This is a genomic window from Thalassobacillus cyri (assembly GCF_900107755.1).
GTDB lineage: Bacteria > Bacillota > Bacilli > Bacillales > Halobacillaceae > Thalassobacillus > Thalassobacillus cyri.
On sequence record NZ_FNQR01000011.1, the window covers coordinates 50,594 to 68,037 of the forward strand.

Sequence of the window (17,444 nt, forward strand, 5' to 3'; positions counted from 1 at the left end):
TAAAAAAGTGCGAGGTGTTAAGATGAGTTCAATGGACAAGACCATGAAGTTTAATTTTTCAGAGGAGCCGTTCGATCAGGATGTACAATCCGTCCTTCTTTCGGTGCACGAAGCACTGAAAGAAAAAGGCTATAATCCGATCAACCAAATAGTCGGCTACCTGCTTTCCGGGGATCCAGCGTATATTCCTCGCCACAAAGATGCCAGAAACTTAATCAGGAAAATGGAACGGGACGAATTAATTGAAGAGCTGGTGAAATACTATTTGGAGGGAAATAAAGATAAATAAATGAAAACGATGGGATTAGATGTCGGAGAAAAAACAATCGGAGTAGCAGTCTCCGACGGATTAGGCTGGACTGCACAAGGGATAACTACGCTCAAGTGGACAGAGCCTGATTTTGACACAGCACATGGGGCCTTGAAGAAACTCATCGAGGAACATGACGTTTCTAAGATGGTCATCGGCCTTCCGAAGAATATGAATGGCACGGTGGGTCCCAGAGGTGAAGCCAGCAAGGATTTTGGTGTGAAAATTGAAGAAGCTTTCGAAATCCCTGTTGTTTTCTGGGACGAAAGATTGACAACAATGGCTGCTGAACGTGTGTTATTGAATGCGGATGTCAGCAGGAAGAAAAGAAAAAAAGTAATTGATAAAATGGCAGCCGGCATTATTTTACAGAGCTACCTAGATGCCAATCAATAAAGGAGTGGATTTTCATGGCTTTAGAAGAACAAGAGCGAATTATTATCCCTGATGAGAATGGGGAAGAACATTTATTTGAAGTATTATTCACCTTTGATGTAGACGAGACCAACCATTCTTATATCGCTGTCGTTCCAGCTGAACAGAAAGACGAAGAAGAAGTTGAAGTATTCGCTTTCCGTTACGAGGAAAAAGAAGGGGACGATGATGATTTGGCGTTATACCAAATTGAGACCGACGAAGAGTGGAATATGGTAGAAGAAACTTTGAACACATTGACTGAAGAGAACGAGTAAGGATTCGACACGCTTCCTGATAGGAAGCGTGTTTTTTTAATGCCTTCAAGTCCGGTCTGTTGCCCCTTTGTTCATTTCACCGTAGAAAATATGGTGCTTTTTGTAGTATAATGTACCGGATGGATTTAAGGAGGATGGGGCAATGTCTGATTCGAACTTTAAGGATTTATATCAGAAGCGACTGAAAAGAAGAGGGGAAGAAGCGAGCACGGTTCGTAAAGTTGTAGCTATTGTATTGACAACATTATTAGTTGTTTTTATTGGCGGCGGAATCGCCGGTTATTTATATATTAAAGCATCTTTAGAGCCGGTTGACCCCAATGCAGAAGAAGAAATTACAGTTGAAATACCACTCGGTTCTTCTACTTCTTCTATCGCAAGCATATTAGAAGAGAACGACCTCATTAAAAATGATGTAATTTTCCGGTTTTATACCAAATTCAAAAATGAATCTGATTTTCAAGCGGGGGAGTATCAGTTTACCCAGGCAATGTCTATCGACCAATTGATAGAGTCATTGAAAACAGGAAAGGTTATCAGGGAGCCATTGTTCCGGGTAACTGTCCCTGAAGGCAGAAAAATCACACAAATTGCAGAGACCTTTGCAAAATCAAAACAGACAGACTTCACAGCCAAGGAATTCATGAAGAAAGCGGACGACCCTGCGTATATAGAAAAATTGATAAAGCAATATCCTCAGCTATTGACGGAGGAAATTCAATCACCTGAAATCCGTCACCCTTTAGAAGGGTATTTATTCGCTTCTACTTACGATTTTTATGATGAAAATCCAAGCATAGAAACGATTATCGAGAGCATGTTGACCAGAACGCAGAAAAATGTTAAGCCTTACCTGTCTGAACTGGAAAACTTAAGTATTTCTAATGTACATGAAGTAATTACAATGGCTTCACTTTTAGAGAACGAAGCTCCTACAGCCGAAGATCGAAAGAAAATAGCTGGTGTGTTTTATAATCGAATGGAGGAAGAAATGCCGCTTCAAACAGATCCCACAGTCCTATATGCGCTTGGAAAACATAAAGACAGAGTCCTTCATGAAGATTTAGAAGTAGAGTCTCCATACAATACTTACCAGATAAAAGGCCTGCCAGTAGGACCGATATCAAATTTTAACAAAAACTCACTGGAAGCTGCAGTGCGTCCAAAAGAATCTGATAATCTATATTTTGTAGCTGATGGCGACGGTAACGTATATTATTCGACCAATTATGATGACCACCTTAAAAAGAAAAAGAAACATATCGATAGCCAAAGGTAATGAAGGGGCTGTCTCAGCAGGTTTGTAACGTCTGAATAGATTAGCACTATTTAAAGACAGCATCCTGAGGAGGCAGTCTTTTTAGTGTGTGAGATATTTTACTGAAGAAATATAAGCTTTATGTTAAAATATTAGGGTTGTAAAATGAACGAAAGGTTGGTAAAGGAGTGTTTATAATGGATCGAACGGAAGAATACTTGGCCTCGCTCTTACCATCTACCCCGTTATGGGCTGAAGAATTAGAGCAGTTTGCCAAAGAGAATCATGTTCCAATTATGGAGCCTTTAGGTATTCATTATTTAATGCAGCTTGTACGAGTCAGTCGGCCAGAAAGAATTTTAGAAATAGGTGCCGCTATCGGTTATTCTGCCCTGCGAATGTTGGAAGCTTACCCGGAATCTGCCATAGTGACAATCGAGCGGGACCCTGAACGTCATCAACAAGCGAAAGCCAACCTTGAAAGATTAGATGAGCACAGCCATATCGACCTTGTCTTTGGGGATGCTCTTGAATTACAAGAAGAAATCTCTAAAAAAGGTCCTTTTGATTTGCTTTTTATAGATGCTGCTAAAGGTCAATACCAAAAATTCTTTGAGTATTATAGTCAGATGGTTACAGATAAAGGAATCATTATTTCTGATAATGTTTTGTTTAAAGGATACCCTGCAGGAAAAGATGATGAAAACAAACGCATGCAAAAAATTGGCGACAAAATCCGTTCCTATAATGAATGGTTGATCAACCATCCGCATTATCATACTACGATTGTACCGATTGGTGACGGCATAGCACTGACTGTAAAGAGGTGATACGACGATGAAGAAACCAGAATTAGTAGTGACGCCCGGTAATTTAGAGGATATTGGCATACTAGCCGAGGCTGGTGCTGATGCTTTCATTATTGGAGAACAAGCTTTTGGACTTCGTCTGGCTGGTGAATTTAAAAGAGAGCAGCTGCGTAAGGCGGTTCAACTTATTCACAACTATGATAAAAAAGCTTATGTCGCTGTCAATGGCATTTTCCATAATGAGAAGTTGGACGCAATGAAAGATTACGTCAGCTTTGTTGAAAGTATAGATGCAGATGCCATCATTTTCGGAGATCCAGCTGTGCTCATGACAGTCAGAGAAGTAGCACCAAATATGAAGCTGCATTGGAGCACAGAAACGACCGGCACTAATTGGTACACTGCCAATTATTGGGGGAGAAAAGGTTCAAAACGAGCTGTTCTTGCAAAAGAGCTGAACTTGGACCAGGTGACAGAAATCAAAGAAAATGCTGAAGTAGAGATTGAAGTACAGGTCCACGGGATGACTGCTATGTTCCAATCAAAACGACTATTGATAGGGAATTATTTCCGTTATCAAGGGAGAGCCATGGAAATCGAACGAAAGGGAAAAGATGAAAATTTATACTTATATGACCATGAACGTGATAATCGTTATCCAATTTTTGAAGACGAAAATGGCACCCATATCATGAGCCCTAATGACGTTTGTATGATTGATGAATTGGATGAGCTGGTCGATTCAGGTATTGATGCTTTAAAAATTGATTTCATTTTTAAATCAGCTTCTTACAAGAAAGAAGTCACCGCCTTATACCGGAAGGCGATAGATACTTATTTGAATGACGAAAACGAGTATTTTAAACAAGCAGGAGAATGGCACGCTAAGATAGAAAACATTCAACCTAAGAATCGGAAATTGGATACAGGCTTCTTCTTCAAAGAGACGGTTTACTAGAGTTAAGGGGGTACCATGATGGCAATCGGAGAAATATCAACTGTTGTCAATGGAAAAGAAAAATCACTAAAAAACCAGAACTGCTTGCACCTGCAGGAAATTTGGAGAAGTTGAAAATAGCTGTCCGATATGGGGCTGATGCTGTCTTTATCGGAGGACAAGAGTTCGGTCTCCGTTCAAATGCAGATAACTTTTCCTTAGAGGAGATGCGGGAAGGTGTTCAGTTTGCTGAAAGATATAAAGCACGTATTTATGTGACTACTAATATTATTGCTCATAATGAAAATATGGAAGGGTTAAAAGAGTATTTAAAGGGGATTGAAGCTGCAGGCGTTCATGGGATCATCGTCGCTGATCCTTTAATCATTGAAACATGCAAACAGGCAGCCCCTAAACTTGAGATCCATCTGAGTACGCAACAATCTCTTTCCAATTGGAAAGCGGTCCAGTTTTGGAAAGAAGAAGGTCTGGAACGGGTAGTGCTGGCCAGGGAGACGAGTCACGAAGAAATCAAAGAAATGAAAGAAAATGTAGACATCGAAATCGAGACATTCATTCATGGTGCCATGTGTATCGCATATTCTGGCAGGTGTGTATTAAGTAATCATATGACAGCACGGGATTCTAATCGTGGTGGCTGTTGTCAGTCATGCCGATGGGATTATGATTTGATGAAGCAAAGAGATAGTGAGGCAGATAAAAATGTATTTCCTACACAATCTGCACCATTTGCTATGAGTCCCAAAGACTTGAACTTACTTCACTCAATCCCTAAAATGTGTGATATTGGTATCGATAGTTTGAAAATCGAAGGCAGGATGAAGTCGATTCACTATGTTGCAACCGTAGTCAGTGTCTATCGTCAGGTTATCGACGCTTACTGTGAAGATCCTGATAATTTTACGATTAAAGAAGAATGGGTAAGAGAGCTTGCTAAGTGTGCCAATCGAGACACCGCTTCCGCCTTTTATGAAGGGGTTCCAAGCTTTGAAGAGCAAATGTATGGGAAAGATAATGGAATACGTAAAACTAATTATGTATTTGCAGGAATGGTAATTGATTTCGATATGGAAACAAATACCGCAACCATACAGCAGCGCAACTTGTTTAAAGTAGGGGACAAGATTGAATTTTTCGGTCCTGAAATTGGTGGATTCTCTCAAAGAGTTGCAGCAATCTGGGATGAAAATGAACAGCAGATCGATAAAGCCAACCACCCGCTTCAAATAGTAAAAATAAAAGTTGATCGACCTGTATATCCATATAACATGATGCGAAGGGAGAACCACTAAGCATGTCAGAAAGACCAGTTGTAATAGGAGTTGCTGGTGGTACAGGATCGGGAAAGACAAGTGTGACCCGTTCTGTGATCCAGCGTTTTGCTGATAAACCATTATTAATGATTGAACAAGATTATTATTATAAAGACCAATATCATCTGCCTATGGAAGAACGTTTAAAAACTAATTATGACCACCCTTTGGCATTTGACAATGACTTACTGATCGAGCACTTAAAGCAGCTGATCCAGGAGAAACCGATTGAGAAGCCAGTCTATGATTATAAAATGCACACAAGATCTAATGAATCGATACATGTAGAACCGAGAGAAGTTATCATTGTCGAGGGTATTCTTGTACTGGAAGATGAACGTCTCCGTGACCTGATGGATATCAAAGTTTTTGTCGATACCGATGCTGATGTCCGTATCATTCGCCGTCTGATGAGAGACATTAAAGAACGCGGCCGATCGATTGACTCCGTGATTGAGCAGTATATCAACGTTGTACGTCCTATGCATCTTCAATTTGTAGAACCGACGAAAAGATATGCGGACATCATCATCCCGGAAGGCGGCCAAAATCATGTGGCTATTGATTTGATGGCTACTAAAATTAAAACGATTCTGGAAGAACGCAGCGAGAAATAATTGGTAAAAAGAGTTGAAATGTCATATGAAATCTGGCATAGTTTTGTTTAGTAGTTCTAGATAGACATGTTCCTCGATAAAATGAAGTATACTCAAGCAAGAGCGCACATGAGCTATGTGCAACTTATATTTATAGTTATATTGGGGATAGGAATATAGTTGGGATAAAAGGAGTGTTTGTGATATGGCTGAAGAAAAAAGCTACTATATGACACAAGAAGGTAAAGAAAAGTTAGAGAATGAGCTACATTACTTGAAGACAGAGCGTCGACAAGAAGTAGTAGAAAGAATTAAAGTCGCCCGTGATTTTGGTGACCTTTCTGAGAACTCTGAATATGATTCTGCTAAAGATGAGCAGGCCTTTGTGGAAGCACGTATTTCTCAAGTAGAAAATATGATTCGCAATGCTGTAATTATTGAAAATGATAATCAGAACCCTGATATGGTCTCTTTAGGTAAATCTGTTACCTTCCAGGAACTTCCTGAAGGAGACGAAGAAAAATATACGATTGTCGGAAGTGCAGAAGCAGATCCATTTGAAGGGAAAATTTCCAACGACTCTCCGATGGCTAAAAGTCTTATCGGGCATGAGGTCGGAGAGCAGGTTACTGTAATGACCCCCGGTGGAGAAATTGAAGTGAAAATTGTAAGTGTTGAATAGCTTGTAAAAAATGACGGGGTTCCCCGTCATTTTTTTGTTTTAGAACGATAACTGAAGTCCATACTGGAGATAGAGGTGTGGACATGAACCCTAATCGTTTAATAATTTTTATGATTAGTTTACTTGTTGTTTTTGCCATTTTGATTTACCGGTTGATGGATATCCAGCTTTTCAGTACGGAAAACTTCGGAAATTCACATGTGAATTTGCTGCAGGAAAGTACTTCACAGCGGACTTCGAAAATCGAATTATCTGCTGGCAGAGGTCTTATTCTCGATAGATATGGCAACCCGATGAATAAGAAAATAGAAAGAGACGTGGTGATGTTTCCTTTTGTCAATGAAGTGGAAGAAATTAAGACTGTGCTAAAAGAAATCACCGGTGTTGATCAATCGTTATGGAATGATTGGTTCTCCAAAGAAGAGGAAGCATTTTTTCTTAAAGATAAAGGATATAATCTAACAGATGAACAGTTTGACAGAATAGATAAGGCAAGTTTACCCGGGGTAATGGTGGTAAAAAAAGAGTCATTACCTGATCGAGAAAGTCTCCCGCACTTAATTGGAATGACCGGTGAAGGGGATGAATCGTATCTTCCCTCCAATGAAACAGAAACCCATGGAATATCTGGTATAGAGGCAGCGTTCGATCGTTTTTTAGCTAGTGAAGAAACACAAACGGCTCAATACCATATAGATGCGTTGGGAAATCCTTTACTAGGTTTAGGTATGCGACTTACCGACCTAGGCAATCCCTTTTATCCTTTATCTGTTCAAACTACAATGGATGTGGAATTACAACAGAAATTACACGCTATTATACAGGATATGGGCATTATAGAAGGTGGATTAGTGTTGTTGGATGTGGAATCCAGGGAAGTATTAGCCATGATTTCTAGACCTGACATATCACTGAATGAACTATATGAAGAGAAACAAAGTATAAAAAACAGGATGCTTACCAGCTATCCCCCAGGCTCCATATTTAAAACAGTAATAGCCACTGCAGCCATAGAAAATTATCCTGCTCTAATAAAAACAAACTTTAACTGCAATAAAAGTTTGTATGGTACGGGTGAAGGTGCTAGAAAGTTAGGATTGCTCTCTTTTGAAGACAGCTTTGCGCAAAGCTGTAATTATACGTTTGCTGAAGCAGCGCGTAGGCTGATAGAAATGGATAATGAAATTATTGAAACTTATGCGAAAAAGCTTGGTTTGATCGATGTAGTAGGCTGGGAAGGGCAAATTTTTCATTATAAAGGTTTCAGACAACTTCCAGAAGAAGAGCACGGTAACGTCTGGGGATCTGATAGTGACAAAACTGTCCCAAGAGCGATAAGTCAAACTGCAATTGGACAAAAAAACGTAAAGGTTACACCATTAGCTATGGCAAATATGATGGCAACCATCGCAGATGACGGCGTAATAAAACAAGTAAGGGCAGTTCAACGTATTACCTATGAAAATAACACGGAGCTCCATTCATTTGAATCAGGTAGTAGTCAGGCATTATCTGGGGTAACTGCATTGAAGCTCCAGGAATTACTGGAAAAAGTTGTAGATGGAGGCACGGGCAGACAGTTAAGCGCGTTACCCATTGCCGGTAAATCGGGCACTGCAGAAACAGGGAAAGAAGGGGTCAATCATTATTGGTTTGCGGGTTATTTTCCACGGGAAGAGCCGAAATATGCAATGGCGGTTGTGGAGTTGAATCAAAGGATAGACCAGCAGCAAATCTACACGCTGTATGCTTACTTGGCACAGGAAGTATTAGGACATAAGGTGGAAGATTGAATTTTTTTATATAATAACTAAGTGGTTTGTGCCAATAAAGACGAAGTCAGCCACCTATGTTCGTATTCCGGCCAAAAGATATCCTTCAGGAAAGCTTCTTTATCTGTTGATATGATAAATTGAAAGACCGTCTTTTCTTCAACCTGATCAAAGTATACAACCTTTTGATTATGAAAGAATATACAAAGTTGTTTAGCATTTTTGTCATAACCTATTTTTACGAAGCTTTGGTTTCCCCAGATATTGGGGTCGAAATCTGTGTATTTCATATCATCACCTCGTTATTTTCTCTAGTACTTAATTCTATTAGATACCTATGAGCAACTTCCTTCCTTTATTCCAAAAATAGTTTCAAATCGACAAAAATAGCCAGAATTTTAGAGTGTCGTATTAATTGGTTCCTTTATTGGAATCTTGTATAATATAACAAGGATAAAGGAGGGCTATATTCATGGCAAATAATAATGATAAATATACACGTTCCACAAGGCGTCAAAATAAGAAGAAAGGTAACCGAATGATCACCTGGCTAGTCGGGGTAGCGGGTACAATGATTTTATTATTAATCGTATTTTTTACGGTTATGGTCAATCTAGGGGATGACCAGGCCTCAGTGGAAGAAGATAATTCCATCACCTTAAAAGAACAGTATAAAAAGGATGATAAGGAAGAGGCTCAAGATTCCAGCGAGCAAACAGACGAAACTGCAGAAGAAGAGCAGGATAAAGATAGTGAGAATAACGCTGATGAGTCCGACAAGAGTGATCAAGAAGGCTCTGAAGAAGACACTGTAAGTGAGAAAGAGAAAGAAAAAGAGAAAACAGAAAAAGAAGACAAGGAAAAAGATAAAGAAGAAGAAGCAAATGTACAAGAAAGTGATAAACCGAATGTTGATAAAGTCATTACAAAGAATTGGTCTCCTGTCCCTACAGAGCAGGAAAATCACACGAGGGTGACTTTTGAAGAAGGTACCCAAGATTGGGAAGAAATGACCAGTGCAGTCGCAAAGGGAGCCGGTTTATCAAAAAGTGATATGATTCTTTGGTGGGCAGATGGAAACGGTCCGAATAGCGTCATTGCAACAGTAACTAATAAAGCTCAGACAGAAAACTATCGTGTTTATGTATCATGGGTAGACGGCGCGGGCTATAAGCCTACCAAAGTAGAAGTGCTGCATAAAAACGATCAGAAGCGTTGAGGATAAGTCGCTGCGTTTCAGGAAGCTTAAGCCATAGGGGGAATTGTCAATGACTATAGGTATCATCGGAGCAATGGACGAAGAAGTTGAATTATTAAAGAATAGTATGGAAGACATACAAGAAGAAGAGGTGGCAGGTGTCCATTTTGTGAAAGGTAAGCTGCGCGGTCAAAAAGTTACCGTACTGAAATCAGGTATTGGGAAAGTTAATTCCGCAATGGCTGCAACGATTCTTCAGGAGCGTTACCAGCCTGACTATGTGATCAACACAGGATCTGCCGGAGGTTTCGCGAAACAGTTGGAAGTAGGGGATATTGTCATTTCTTCGTTAGTAACACATCATGATGTGGATGTGACTGCTTTCCAATACGAATATGGTCAAGTACCAGGTATGCCTGCAATGTATCCGGCTGATGAAGATTTAATTGAAAAAGCTGAACGTGCAGTTGAGCAGCTGAAAGTTTCATCAGCTAAGGGAATTATCGCTACCGGGGATGCCTTCATGCAGGAGGCCGAACGAGTAGATTTTGTCCGGGGAAAGTTCCCGGAAATGATTGCGGCAGAAATGGAAGCGGCAGCAATCGCTCAAGTATGCTTTAAATATGGTACGCCTTTTGTAATTATTCGGGCATTATCTGATATTGCTGGCAAAGAATCTAATATCTCATTTGATAATTTCCTCGAAACAGCAGCAGCAAATGCGGCTAATATCATTATGAATATGCTAGAAGACATGCCACAATAATACCAATCTAACAACAATTACCACCGAACAGGAATGGATTCCATGATAAAATGGAAGTCATCGGGGGTGGTTTTAGATGAATTCTATGAAACAATTAGAAAATAAAATTGAAGATTATAAACGATTTATTATTACGTTAATCATAGTGAGCAGCTATTTCTTTATAGGGACAATCATCAGTATGTATGTTTATCATAATCAGTTAGAAGGCCTTATGGTGACATTGACACTTATGGGTCTGGCTACAGCATTCTACTTTATACTGAAGTTGACTGAGTTCCAACAAAAATTAACGGAAGAAGAGTAAAAGCAGGTGACGTCATCCACGTTTCACCTGCTTTTTTGTCTTGTCTAGGAAATTATAAAAAATGATGGTTGGGGATAACATTTTGCAATGGGACACATCCAGCTCCAGCGCCTACCCCCTCGAGGTCTTATGTCAATCCTTTCTGTGATTTGAAAAACTTGGCTTATCGCCGCATCCTAATGGCGAAAGCCTTAGTTTTTCTTATACTTTGATCCTTTATTAAATTTAGTCTGTATTAAAGTACAAAAAACGTCACGGCGAGGCTGGACTTAAGCTTGTCGGGGGTGAGCAAGGCGCTTGCGCTTTTGTTCTCTTATCTTTTACTTTCAACGATGGAAATAAAGCCAATAACCGCCGCCAATGATGAGCAATAATAATAAGAGGACAATGACAACTGAATACCATTGTCCACCTGGAGTGTAATAGTTGCCATAAGGATAAGGCGGGTAAGGACCATAAGAGCCATACATTGGTCAATCGCCTCCTGAATTAGGTGCTTACCCTATCCTATGCTTGGGTCAGTCGTTTGATATAGGAGAAATACCCATTTTTGCACGTTCATGTTTATAGAATTCATGGAAAATCTTCATCAATGCTCTTTTTTCGATACGTGAAACATAGCTTCGTGATATCCCCAACTCTTTAGCAATCTCTCTTTGTGTTTTTTCTTCTTCAGCATTCAAACCATAACGGGCAATCAACACTTCCTTCTCCCGTTCATCCAGAATAGTAATGAATTCTTTTATTTTTTCCAGTTCCATCCCTAATTGTATTTGTTCGACTACATCAACATGTTCCGCTTTCAAAATATCGATGAGGCTTATTTCATTGCCTTCTTTATCTTGACCGATAGGATCGTGGAGGGAAACGTCTTTTTTCGTTTTTTTCAAAGCTCTAAGGTGCATAAGTATTTCATTTTCGATACAGCGTGCTGCATAAGTAGCCAGTTTTGTACCCTTGTTTGGAGAGTAGCTTTCAATTCCTTTGATCAAACCAATCGTTCCGATAGAGATTAAGTCTTCTGTATCTTCCTTGGTATTTTCGAATTTTTTGACAATATGAGCGACCAGTCTCAAGTTATGTTCAATTAATAAATCCCTGGCTTCTGGATCACCTTCTTGCAGCAGCTTCAGTTGTTTGGCTTCTTCTTCTGGAGAAAGAGGATTAGGAAATGCCTGGTTTTTCACATAAGAGACGAAGAGGAAAGTTTCCTTGACCAAATAGATAAGAGACCCCAGGATGCTAGACACGATAACAGACCTCCTCCAGGTAGTGGGCTTTTAACCTATAAATTACCTTATGTGGCAAGAACGGTTATCGTGTCTGTCCATCTGAAGAAATAATAGAGAAAAAAAGAAAAAACCTGTCATACCAACGTTATGACAGGTAACTTGCTCTGTATTTAATTGTCGATTGATTTCCTTTTTTCGTTAACAGCCTCTGCATAATCATCTCTGACACTTTTATCCCAGAGTTTTACCCCATTATGATATCCAGCTCGAGAGATCATATGTCCAGAGACTGGAGCAGTCATCATGACAAAAATCATCCCTAAGATCAGTTTCCCACTCACGATCCCATGTTCTACATATAGGAATAAAAACGCTCCTATCATTATACCTGCTATTCCAAGCGTAGAACCTTTTGTAACAGCATGCAGCCTGGTAAAGAGATCAGGAAAACGCAACATCCCGATGGAAGCAGAAAATATAAAGAAGGTGCCGATTAACAGAGAAAGGCTGATGATTATATCGATCAGTAAATTAATCCAAGTCCCGCTCAATAATAACACCCTTTTCTAAAAATTTGGCTACAGCAATTGTACCGATGAACAGCAAGATACCGATCAAGAGAACGACATCGTTCAATTGGGTGGTTACCAATACAATAGCCATCAGACCTGCTAAAGCCATCAAATTCACTCCGATATTATCCAATGCAACAGCACGATCTGGATTGGTAGGGCCGACGATTGCCCGGTACAGGAGCATGATGACAGAGATGGCAATAACGACAATACAAATCAATGCAACGATTGAAATCATTGATTGCGTATATTCTAAGGCTTGTTCCATCATCTAGTCACCTCCATGATCGCCTTTTCGAATGTTTCTTTAATATCATTGATGGACTCCACAACATCAGGGATATCTATAGCATGGATATAGATTTTGGAATTATCTTCACTTACAGCGATAGATAATGTGCCAGGAGTCAAGGAAATCAAGTTTGCTAATAATGTGATTTCCCAGTTGCTTTTTAACTCGGTCGGTAAAGCGAAAATTCCGGGTTCAATATCTAACTTAGGCTTATAAACCAATTTGACTATTTCAATATTGGAGAGGGTCAGTTCTTTTATGAATAGAACAATCAGCTTGATCACTTTGATTACACGATCCATATAGAAGGAATCTGGTATGAAACGCTGTAACACAAAGAGTAGTAAAATACCGAGTAAGTAACCGACTAAAAAGGTGGAGAAAGTGTAGCTTTCACTTAAAAACATCCACATCAGCGCAATAACAATATTAATGACTATTTGTAAATTCATAAATCACTACTCCTTCAGCACAGAATCAATATAGAGTTCTGGCGCCATCAGGTACTCAGCAATGGATTGAATTGCAGGATAGAACCATTCTGCTCCAACTCCTAGTATAACTGATAAGGCCAGTAAGCCAGCTATTGGTCCTGTAAATGCTTTAGCCGCTCGTTTATCTACCGGGAAGCTTTCATCCTTTTCTCCCCAAAATGCTCCGATAAAAATACGGATCATGGAAAACAAGATCAACAGACTGCTCAATAAAGCGACAATTACAATGGTAATTTCCTCTTCTGCTAAACTGCCTTGAAGGAGCAGCAGCTTCCCAATGAATCCACTGAAAGGGGGAATACCTGCCAGAACTAGAGAGGCAAGGAAAAATAGCCATCCGAGTAAAGGATAGTGATGAATCAACCCTCCCATTTTTCGTAAGTCGGAAGTTCCTGCCAAGTATACCAGAGCACCTATCAATAAGAATAATGCTCCTTTGATTACCATGTCGTGAACAAGGTAATAGACGGTTCCGCTTAAAGCAGTCTCCGTAAAAATACCAATTCCCATTAACATAAAACCAACTGCAGGTATGATGTTATAAGCAATAATAAGTTTTACATTATTTGTCGATAGCGCACCGATGACACCGAAGATCATAGTCAAACCTGCCAGCCAAAGGAAGAGGTTATGAGTCATACCCTGGTCATGCGTGAATATTAACGTGAATACCCGCAAAATCGAGTAGATACCTACCTTGGTAAGCAAAGCCCCAAATAATGCTGATACGACTGGGTTAGGTACAGAATAAGAGTTCGGGAGCCAATAATACAAAGGAAATACTGCCGCTTTAGTTGCAAATACGAAAAAAAGTAAGACGGCGACAGTGGTCAGGATGCCCTGTTGGTCAACATCTTTCACCCGTTCAGCGATCTGGGCCATGTTGACTGTGCCTACCACCGAATACACGAAAGAAATTGCTGTGACAAACAACATGGAAGAAAATAAGTTCAATAATAAGTATTTAATCGATTCTCTCAGTTGTGCTTTGCCACCACCTAAGACAATCAGTGCATAGGACGCCATTAGTAATACTTCAAAGAAAACGAAGAGATTGAACAAGTCTCCCGTAAGAAAAGCACCACTCACCCCCGAAATCAACAAGAAAAAGAAGGCGTAGAAATAGAAAGCTTCCTGTTGATCAGACAAGGATTTTGGTGCATAAAAAGCCGCTGCTACAGCAATGATGTTAGTAGTGAGTACCAGTGTTACAGCAAGCAGATCAGCAACAATGATAATGCCGAAAGGGGCTTCCCATGCCCCTGTTTCTAATACCAATGACCCGTTTTGTCTGACATAAGAAAAAATGTATGTCACCACTGCCAGATTCAGGATCGTAATCAGCTTAGCCAATAATCTGACTAGTCGAAGTTTCTTTGGAAAGAAAGCTAAAAGTATTCCTGCTAATAAAGGTATGATGATAGGTAGTATAGCTAAGTTACTCATAATCGTTGCCCCTTAATTGTTCAATATTATCCGTCCCGTTTGCTTCGGAGGCTCTATAAGCTAATACCAGGAGAAAGCTGGTTACTCCAAAGCTGATAACGATGGATGTTAAAATCAACGCTTGTGGCAGGGGATCTGTATAGTGCTCGATCCCTTCCACTAAAATAGGAGGAGCACCGCCTTTTAGACCTCCCATTGTCAAAATAAACAAATGGGCACCATGGGAGATAAGAGCTGTTCCGATCGCAATACGCAGCAGTTGTTTTTGAAGAAGGTTATACACACCTGTTGTAAACAACAAACCTGCGACGATAGACATGATGATCTCCATTATACATCCCCCTTCTTATTTTTACGTAGTTTAATCATTCCGAAAATGCCTAACGCGGCAATTCCGAGCACTGTGATTTCAAATAAAGTATCCAATCCACGCATGTCAACCAGGATCACGTTGACAATATTATCTCCGCCACCGAGCTTATATGAATTTTCGATAAAGTAGGTGGAGATGGATTCAAACCATTTACTGCTATGAGAAGAGATAGCTACAAGTGTCATCAATGTTCCAAAACCTAAGGAAATAATTAAGTTCAGCGCTTTTGTACTCCAAGGTTGTTGTCTGACTTCCAATTTAGGTAAATGATTGAATGTCATCAGGAATAAGGCGACAGTGACAGTTTCTACAATCAACTGTGTCAAGGCAAGGTCAGGTGCACGGTAAATGACAAATAGAATGGAAAGTCCATAACCGACCACACCTAAAATAATGATAGCTGCCACGCGGTTATTAGCAACAATCGTACCTGCTGCTGCGACAACCATCATGATAGCAACCAACAATTCTATGGCGGTAAACTCAGCTGTATTTTCCATACTGAAAGTGAAGCCTCCAGTGGAAATCATAAAGCCGAAGGTAACAATCAGAATTGCAGATAAGATTAAGCGAAAATATCTGCCTAGTGACCCATTCATATACCCTTTTGTGATTTTTTCGGAATAGGTTTCCGCACGTTTAACCAATCCATCATACACTTTATTCATACTTAATGGCCCAGGTATGAAACGGTAAATAGGCTCCCATTTTGTTCGAGTAAGCACAAGGATAGTACCGAAAGCAAGAACAGCCATTGACATGATTAAAGGCAGGTTGATTCCGTGCCAGAAATAGATATGTTTATCGACATCTCCACCGTAAATAGAAGCGGCAGCATGACTAATGAAGGGTTTATTGATTAATTCTGGAAATAATCCAATTACAATTACCCCAAGCACAAGGATTGCCGGTGATATAAGCATTCCGATAGGAGCTTCGTGCGGCTTTTTCGGTAATTCTGAAACATTTGCTTTGCCCCGGAAAGTCCCAAAGAAAAAGTACATGGAATAGACAAACGTGAATATGCTGCCGAACACAGCAAGGTATGGTAATACTTGCTGCAAATAGGCTGCCAGGGCATTGCTTGTCGCCTCGAATTCCAGAGTAGCGCCAAAGAACATCTCCTTACTATAGAACCCATTTAAAAACGGCAGTGGAAAGCCTGCCATTGAGAAAGTAGCCAGGACAGCCAGTGTGGCTGTGATCGGCATGAAGGTCATCAATCCACCAAGCTTACGGATATCACGGGACCCTGTTTCATGATCGACGATACCTGCAACCATAAATAGACTTCCTTTAAAGGTTGCGTGGTTCAAAATATGGAATACCGCTCCAAAGATAGCGGCTTTTGTACCAAACCCGAGCATGGCCATGATCATACCAAGCTGACTGATTGTAGAGAATGCAAGGATTCCTTTCAGGTCTGTTTGACGAACAGCCATGTAAGAAGCCCACATTAACGTTATAATTCCAAAACCACTGACTACGACGAAGAACCATTCGGACTCAGCGAATATAGGGATATAACGGGCTACTAAATAGATACCTGCCTTTACCATGGTAGCTGAATGGAGATAGGCACTGACTGGCGTAGGAGCTTCCATTGCATCTGGGAGCCAGATGTGGAATGGAAACTGAGCTGATTTTGTAAATGCTCCTAATAACAGGAGTCCCAATATTAGTGGAAAGAATTCATGATTCAAAATGATACTCTTTTGAGCAATCATCTGTTGAATGCTGGTTGTGTTAGTTATGACAGACATGAAGACAAGGGAACCTAACATACTCAGTCCCCCAAACACAGTGATAAGCAGCGATTTCAACGATCCATACCGCGAGCCCCTGCGATGGTTCCAATAACCGATCAACAAGAAGGAAGATAAGGAGGTGAATTCCCAAAAGCTGTATAGAACAAAAACATTATCCGATAGTACTACCCCGAGCATAGACCCCATGAATATTAAAAAATATACATAAAAGTTGCCGAGCTGCTCTGATTTATGCAGATAGTAGATGGAATAAAAAGCGACTAGTGTACCTATTCCACTAATCAATAATACGAATAATAAACTTAAACCATCCAAATAGAAGTTCATATTCATATTCAAGGATGGGATCCAAGTATAACTCCTTGTGACAGGCTGGAATCCTGTCCCTATGAATTGGATAAAGTAAAGAAAGACGATTAGAGGTATAAGGGTAACAAATATACCAGTATGTATCCTATTCTTCATCCTAGCTAAAAAAGGGATGAAGATGGATGCTATGAAGGGTAATAAAACGGCAAACAACATCAAGCTGATCCTCCTCTGAATAATGTATAAGAAAAGTCTTACACGGACTTGTTATAGAAACATAGTCACTCAATTGT

General features: G+C 40.0%; 22 protein-coding genes. 13 read left to right on the top strand and 9 right to left on the bottom strand.

Annotated features, from left to right (window positions below; genetic code table 11):
- Positions 1 to 22: 22 nt before the first annotated feature.
- From BLV00_RS13485 to BLV00_RS13530, 10 genes are all read left to right on the top strand, one after another.
- Entirely contained in the window at positions 23 to 289 is a 267-nt protein-coding gene (locus BLV00_RS13485) for an IreB family regulatory phosphoprotein (RefSeq protein ID WP_093045504.1), read from the top strand.
- The gene (gene ruvX, locus BLV00_RS13490) at positions 290 to 706 is read left to right on the top strand and encodes a Holliday junction resolvase RuvX (protein ID WP_093045505.1); all 417 of its coding nucleotides are present in this window, start codon (positions 290 to 292) and stop codon (positions 704 to 706) included.
- Positions 707 to 720: 14 nt separating this feature from the next.
- The gene (locus BLV00_RS13495; protein ID WP_093045506.1) at positions 721 to 1,002 is read left to right on the top strand and encodes a DUF1292 domain-containing protein; all 282 of its coding nucleotides are present in this window, start codon (positions 721 to 723) and stop codon (positions 1,000 to 1,002) included.
- Positions 1,003 to 1,144: 142 nt separating this feature from the next.
- Entirely contained in the window at positions 1,145 to 2,281 is a 1,137-nt protein-coding gene (gene mltG / locus BLV00_RS13500) for an endolytic transglycosylase MltG (protein WP_093045507.1), read from the top strand.
- A 176-nt stretch (positions 2,282 to 2,457) separates the two neighbouring features.
- The gene (locus BLV00_RS13505; RefSeq protein ID WP_093045508.1) at positions 2,458 to 3,090 is read left to right on the top strand and encodes an O-methyltransferase; all 633 of its coding nucleotides are present in this window, start codon (positions 2,458 to 2,460) and stop codon (positions 3,088 to 3,090) included.
- Between the two features lie 7 nt (positions 3,091 to 3,097).
- Positions 3,098 to 4,027 carry a peptidase U32 family protein gene (locus BLV00_RS13510; protein ID WP_093045509.1) on the top strand — a complete coding sequence of 310 codons (930 nt, stop codon included), beginning with the start codon at positions 3,098 to 3,100 and terminating at the stop codon, positions 4,025 to 4,027.
- Between the two features lie 101 nt (positions 4,028 to 4,128).
- The gene (locus BLV00_RS13515; protein WP_245728972.1) at positions 4,129 to 5,319 is read left to right on the top strand and encodes a peptidase U32 family protein; all 1,191 of its coding nucleotides are present in this window, start codon (positions 4,129 to 4,131) and stop codon (positions 5,317 to 5,319) included.
- A gap of 2 nt (positions 5,320 to 5,321) precedes the next feature.
- Entirely contained in the window at positions 5,322 to 5,957 is a 636-nt protein-coding gene (gene udk, locus BLV00_RS13520; protein ID WP_093045511.1) for a uridine kinase, read from the top strand.
- 184 nt (positions 5,958 to 6,141) lie between these two features.
- Positions 6,142 to 6,618, top strand: coding sequence for a transcription elongation factor GreA (greA, locus tag BLV00_RS13525; RefSeq protein WP_093045512.1), 477 nt, complete (start codon positions 6,142 to 6,144; stop codon positions 6,616 to 6,618).
- Between the two features lie 155 nt (positions 6,619 to 6,773).
- The gene (locus BLV00_RS13530; protein WP_342722763.1) at positions 6,774 to 8,411 is read left to right on the top strand and encodes a peptidoglycan D,D-transpeptidase FtsI family protein; all 1,638 of its coding nucleotides are present in this window, start codon (positions 6,774 to 6,776) and stop codon (positions 8,409 to 8,411) included.
- Between the two features lie 17 nt (positions 8,412 to 8,428).
- Here the strand turns inward: BLV00_RS13530 and BLV00_RS13535 are convergent, their stop codons facing one another.
- Positions 8,429 to 8,680, bottom strand: coding sequence for a KTSC domain-containing protein (locus BLV00_RS13535; RefSeq protein ID WP_093045514.1), 252 nt, complete (start codon positions 8,678 to 8,680; stop codon positions 8,429 to 8,431).
- A gap of 182 nt (positions 8,681 to 8,862) precedes the next feature.
- Between BLV00_RS13535 and BLV00_RS13540 the strand changes: the two genes are divergently transcribed.
- From BLV00_RS13540 to BLV00_RS13550, 3 genes are all read left to right on the top strand, one after another.
- The gene (locus BLV00_RS13540; RefSeq protein WP_093045515.1) at positions 8,863 to 9,609 is read left to right on the top strand and encodes a YrrS family protein; all 747 of its coding nucleotides are present in this window, start codon (positions 8,863 to 8,865) and stop codon (positions 9,607 to 9,609) included.
- 49 nt (positions 9,610 to 9,658) lie between these two features.
- Positions 9,659 to 10,354 (top strand): 5'-methylthioadenosine/S-adenosylhomocysteine nucleosidase, encoded by a 696-nt coding sequence (gene mtnN, locus BLV00_RS13545; protein ID WP_093045516.1) that lies wholly within the window; start codon positions 9,659 to 9,661, stop codon positions 10,352 to 10,354.
- Positions 10,355 to 10,430: 76 nt separating this feature from the next.
- A complete protein-coding gene (locus BLV00_RS13550) occupies positions 10,431 to 10,661 on the top strand; it encodes a YrhC family protein (protein ID WP_093045517.1) in 231 nt (76 codons plus the stop codon).
- 326 nt (positions 10,662 to 10,987) lie between these two features.
- Here BLV00_RS13550 and BLV00_RS22025 read toward each other — a convergent pair whose 3' ends face one another.
- The 8 genes from BLV00_RS22025 to BLV00_RS13585 all read right to left on the bottom strand — a co-directional run bounded on the left by BLV00_RS22025 (position 10,988) and on the right by BLV00_RS13585 (position 17,367).
- Positions 10,988 to 11,131, bottom strand: a complete 144-nt coding sequence (locus tag BLV00_RS22025) for a hypothetical protein (RefSeq protein WP_176791550.1) — start codon at positions 11,129 to 11,131, stop codon at positions 10,988 to 10,990.
- Between the two features lie 48 nt (positions 11,132 to 11,179).
- Entirely contained in the window at positions 11,180 to 11,911 is a 732-nt protein-coding gene (gene sigK / locus BLV00_RS13555) for an RNA polymerase sporulation sigma factor SigK (protein WP_093045518.1), read from the bottom strand.
- Between the two features lie 152 nt (positions 11,912 to 12,063).
- A complete protein-coding gene (gene mnhG / locus BLV00_RS13560; RefSeq protein WP_093045519.1) occupies positions 12,064 to 12,444 on the bottom strand; it encodes a monovalent cation/H(+) antiporter subunit G in 381 nt (126 codons plus the stop codon).
- Positions 12,425 to 12,736 (bottom strand): Na(+)/H(+) antiporter subunit F1, encoded by a 312-nt coding sequence (locus BLV00_RS13565; protein WP_093045596.1) that lies wholly within the window; start codon positions 12,734 to 12,736, stop codon positions 12,425 to 12,427. Before BLV00_RS13565 ends, mnhG begins: the two co-directional genes overlap by 20 nt.
- Positions 12,736 to 13,212, bottom strand: a complete 477-nt coding sequence (locus BLV00_RS13570) for a Na+/H+ antiporter subunit E (RefSeq protein WP_093045520.1) — start codon at positions 13,210 to 13,212, stop codon at positions 12,736 to 12,738. Before BLV00_RS13570 ends, BLV00_RS13565 begins: the two co-directional genes overlap by 1 nt.
- Positions 13,213 to 13,218: 6 nt before the next feature.
- Positions 13,219 to 14,700: a Na+/H+ antiporter subunit D gene (locus tag BLV00_RS13575; RefSeq protein WP_093045521.1), complete on the bottom strand. Its 1,482-nt coding sequence runs from the start codon at positions 14,698 to 14,700 to the stop codon at positions 13,219 to 13,221.
- Positions 14,693 to 15,031 carry a Na(+)/H(+) antiporter subunit C gene (locus BLV00_RS13580; RefSeq protein ID WP_093045522.1) on the bottom strand — a complete coding sequence of 113 codons (339 nt, stop codon included), beginning with the start codon at positions 15,029 to 15,031 and terminating at the stop codon, positions 14,693 to 14,695. Before BLV00_RS13580 ends, BLV00_RS13575 begins: the two co-directional genes overlap by 8 nt.
- Positions 15,031 to 17,367, bottom strand: coding sequence for a Na+/H+ antiporter subunit A (locus BLV00_RS13585; protein ID WP_093045523.1), 2,337 nt, complete (start codon positions 17,365 to 17,367; stop codon positions 15,031 to 15,033). Before BLV00_RS13585 ends, BLV00_RS13580 begins: the two co-directional genes overlap by 1 nt.
- Positions 17,368 to 17,444: the final 77 nt, after the last annotated feature.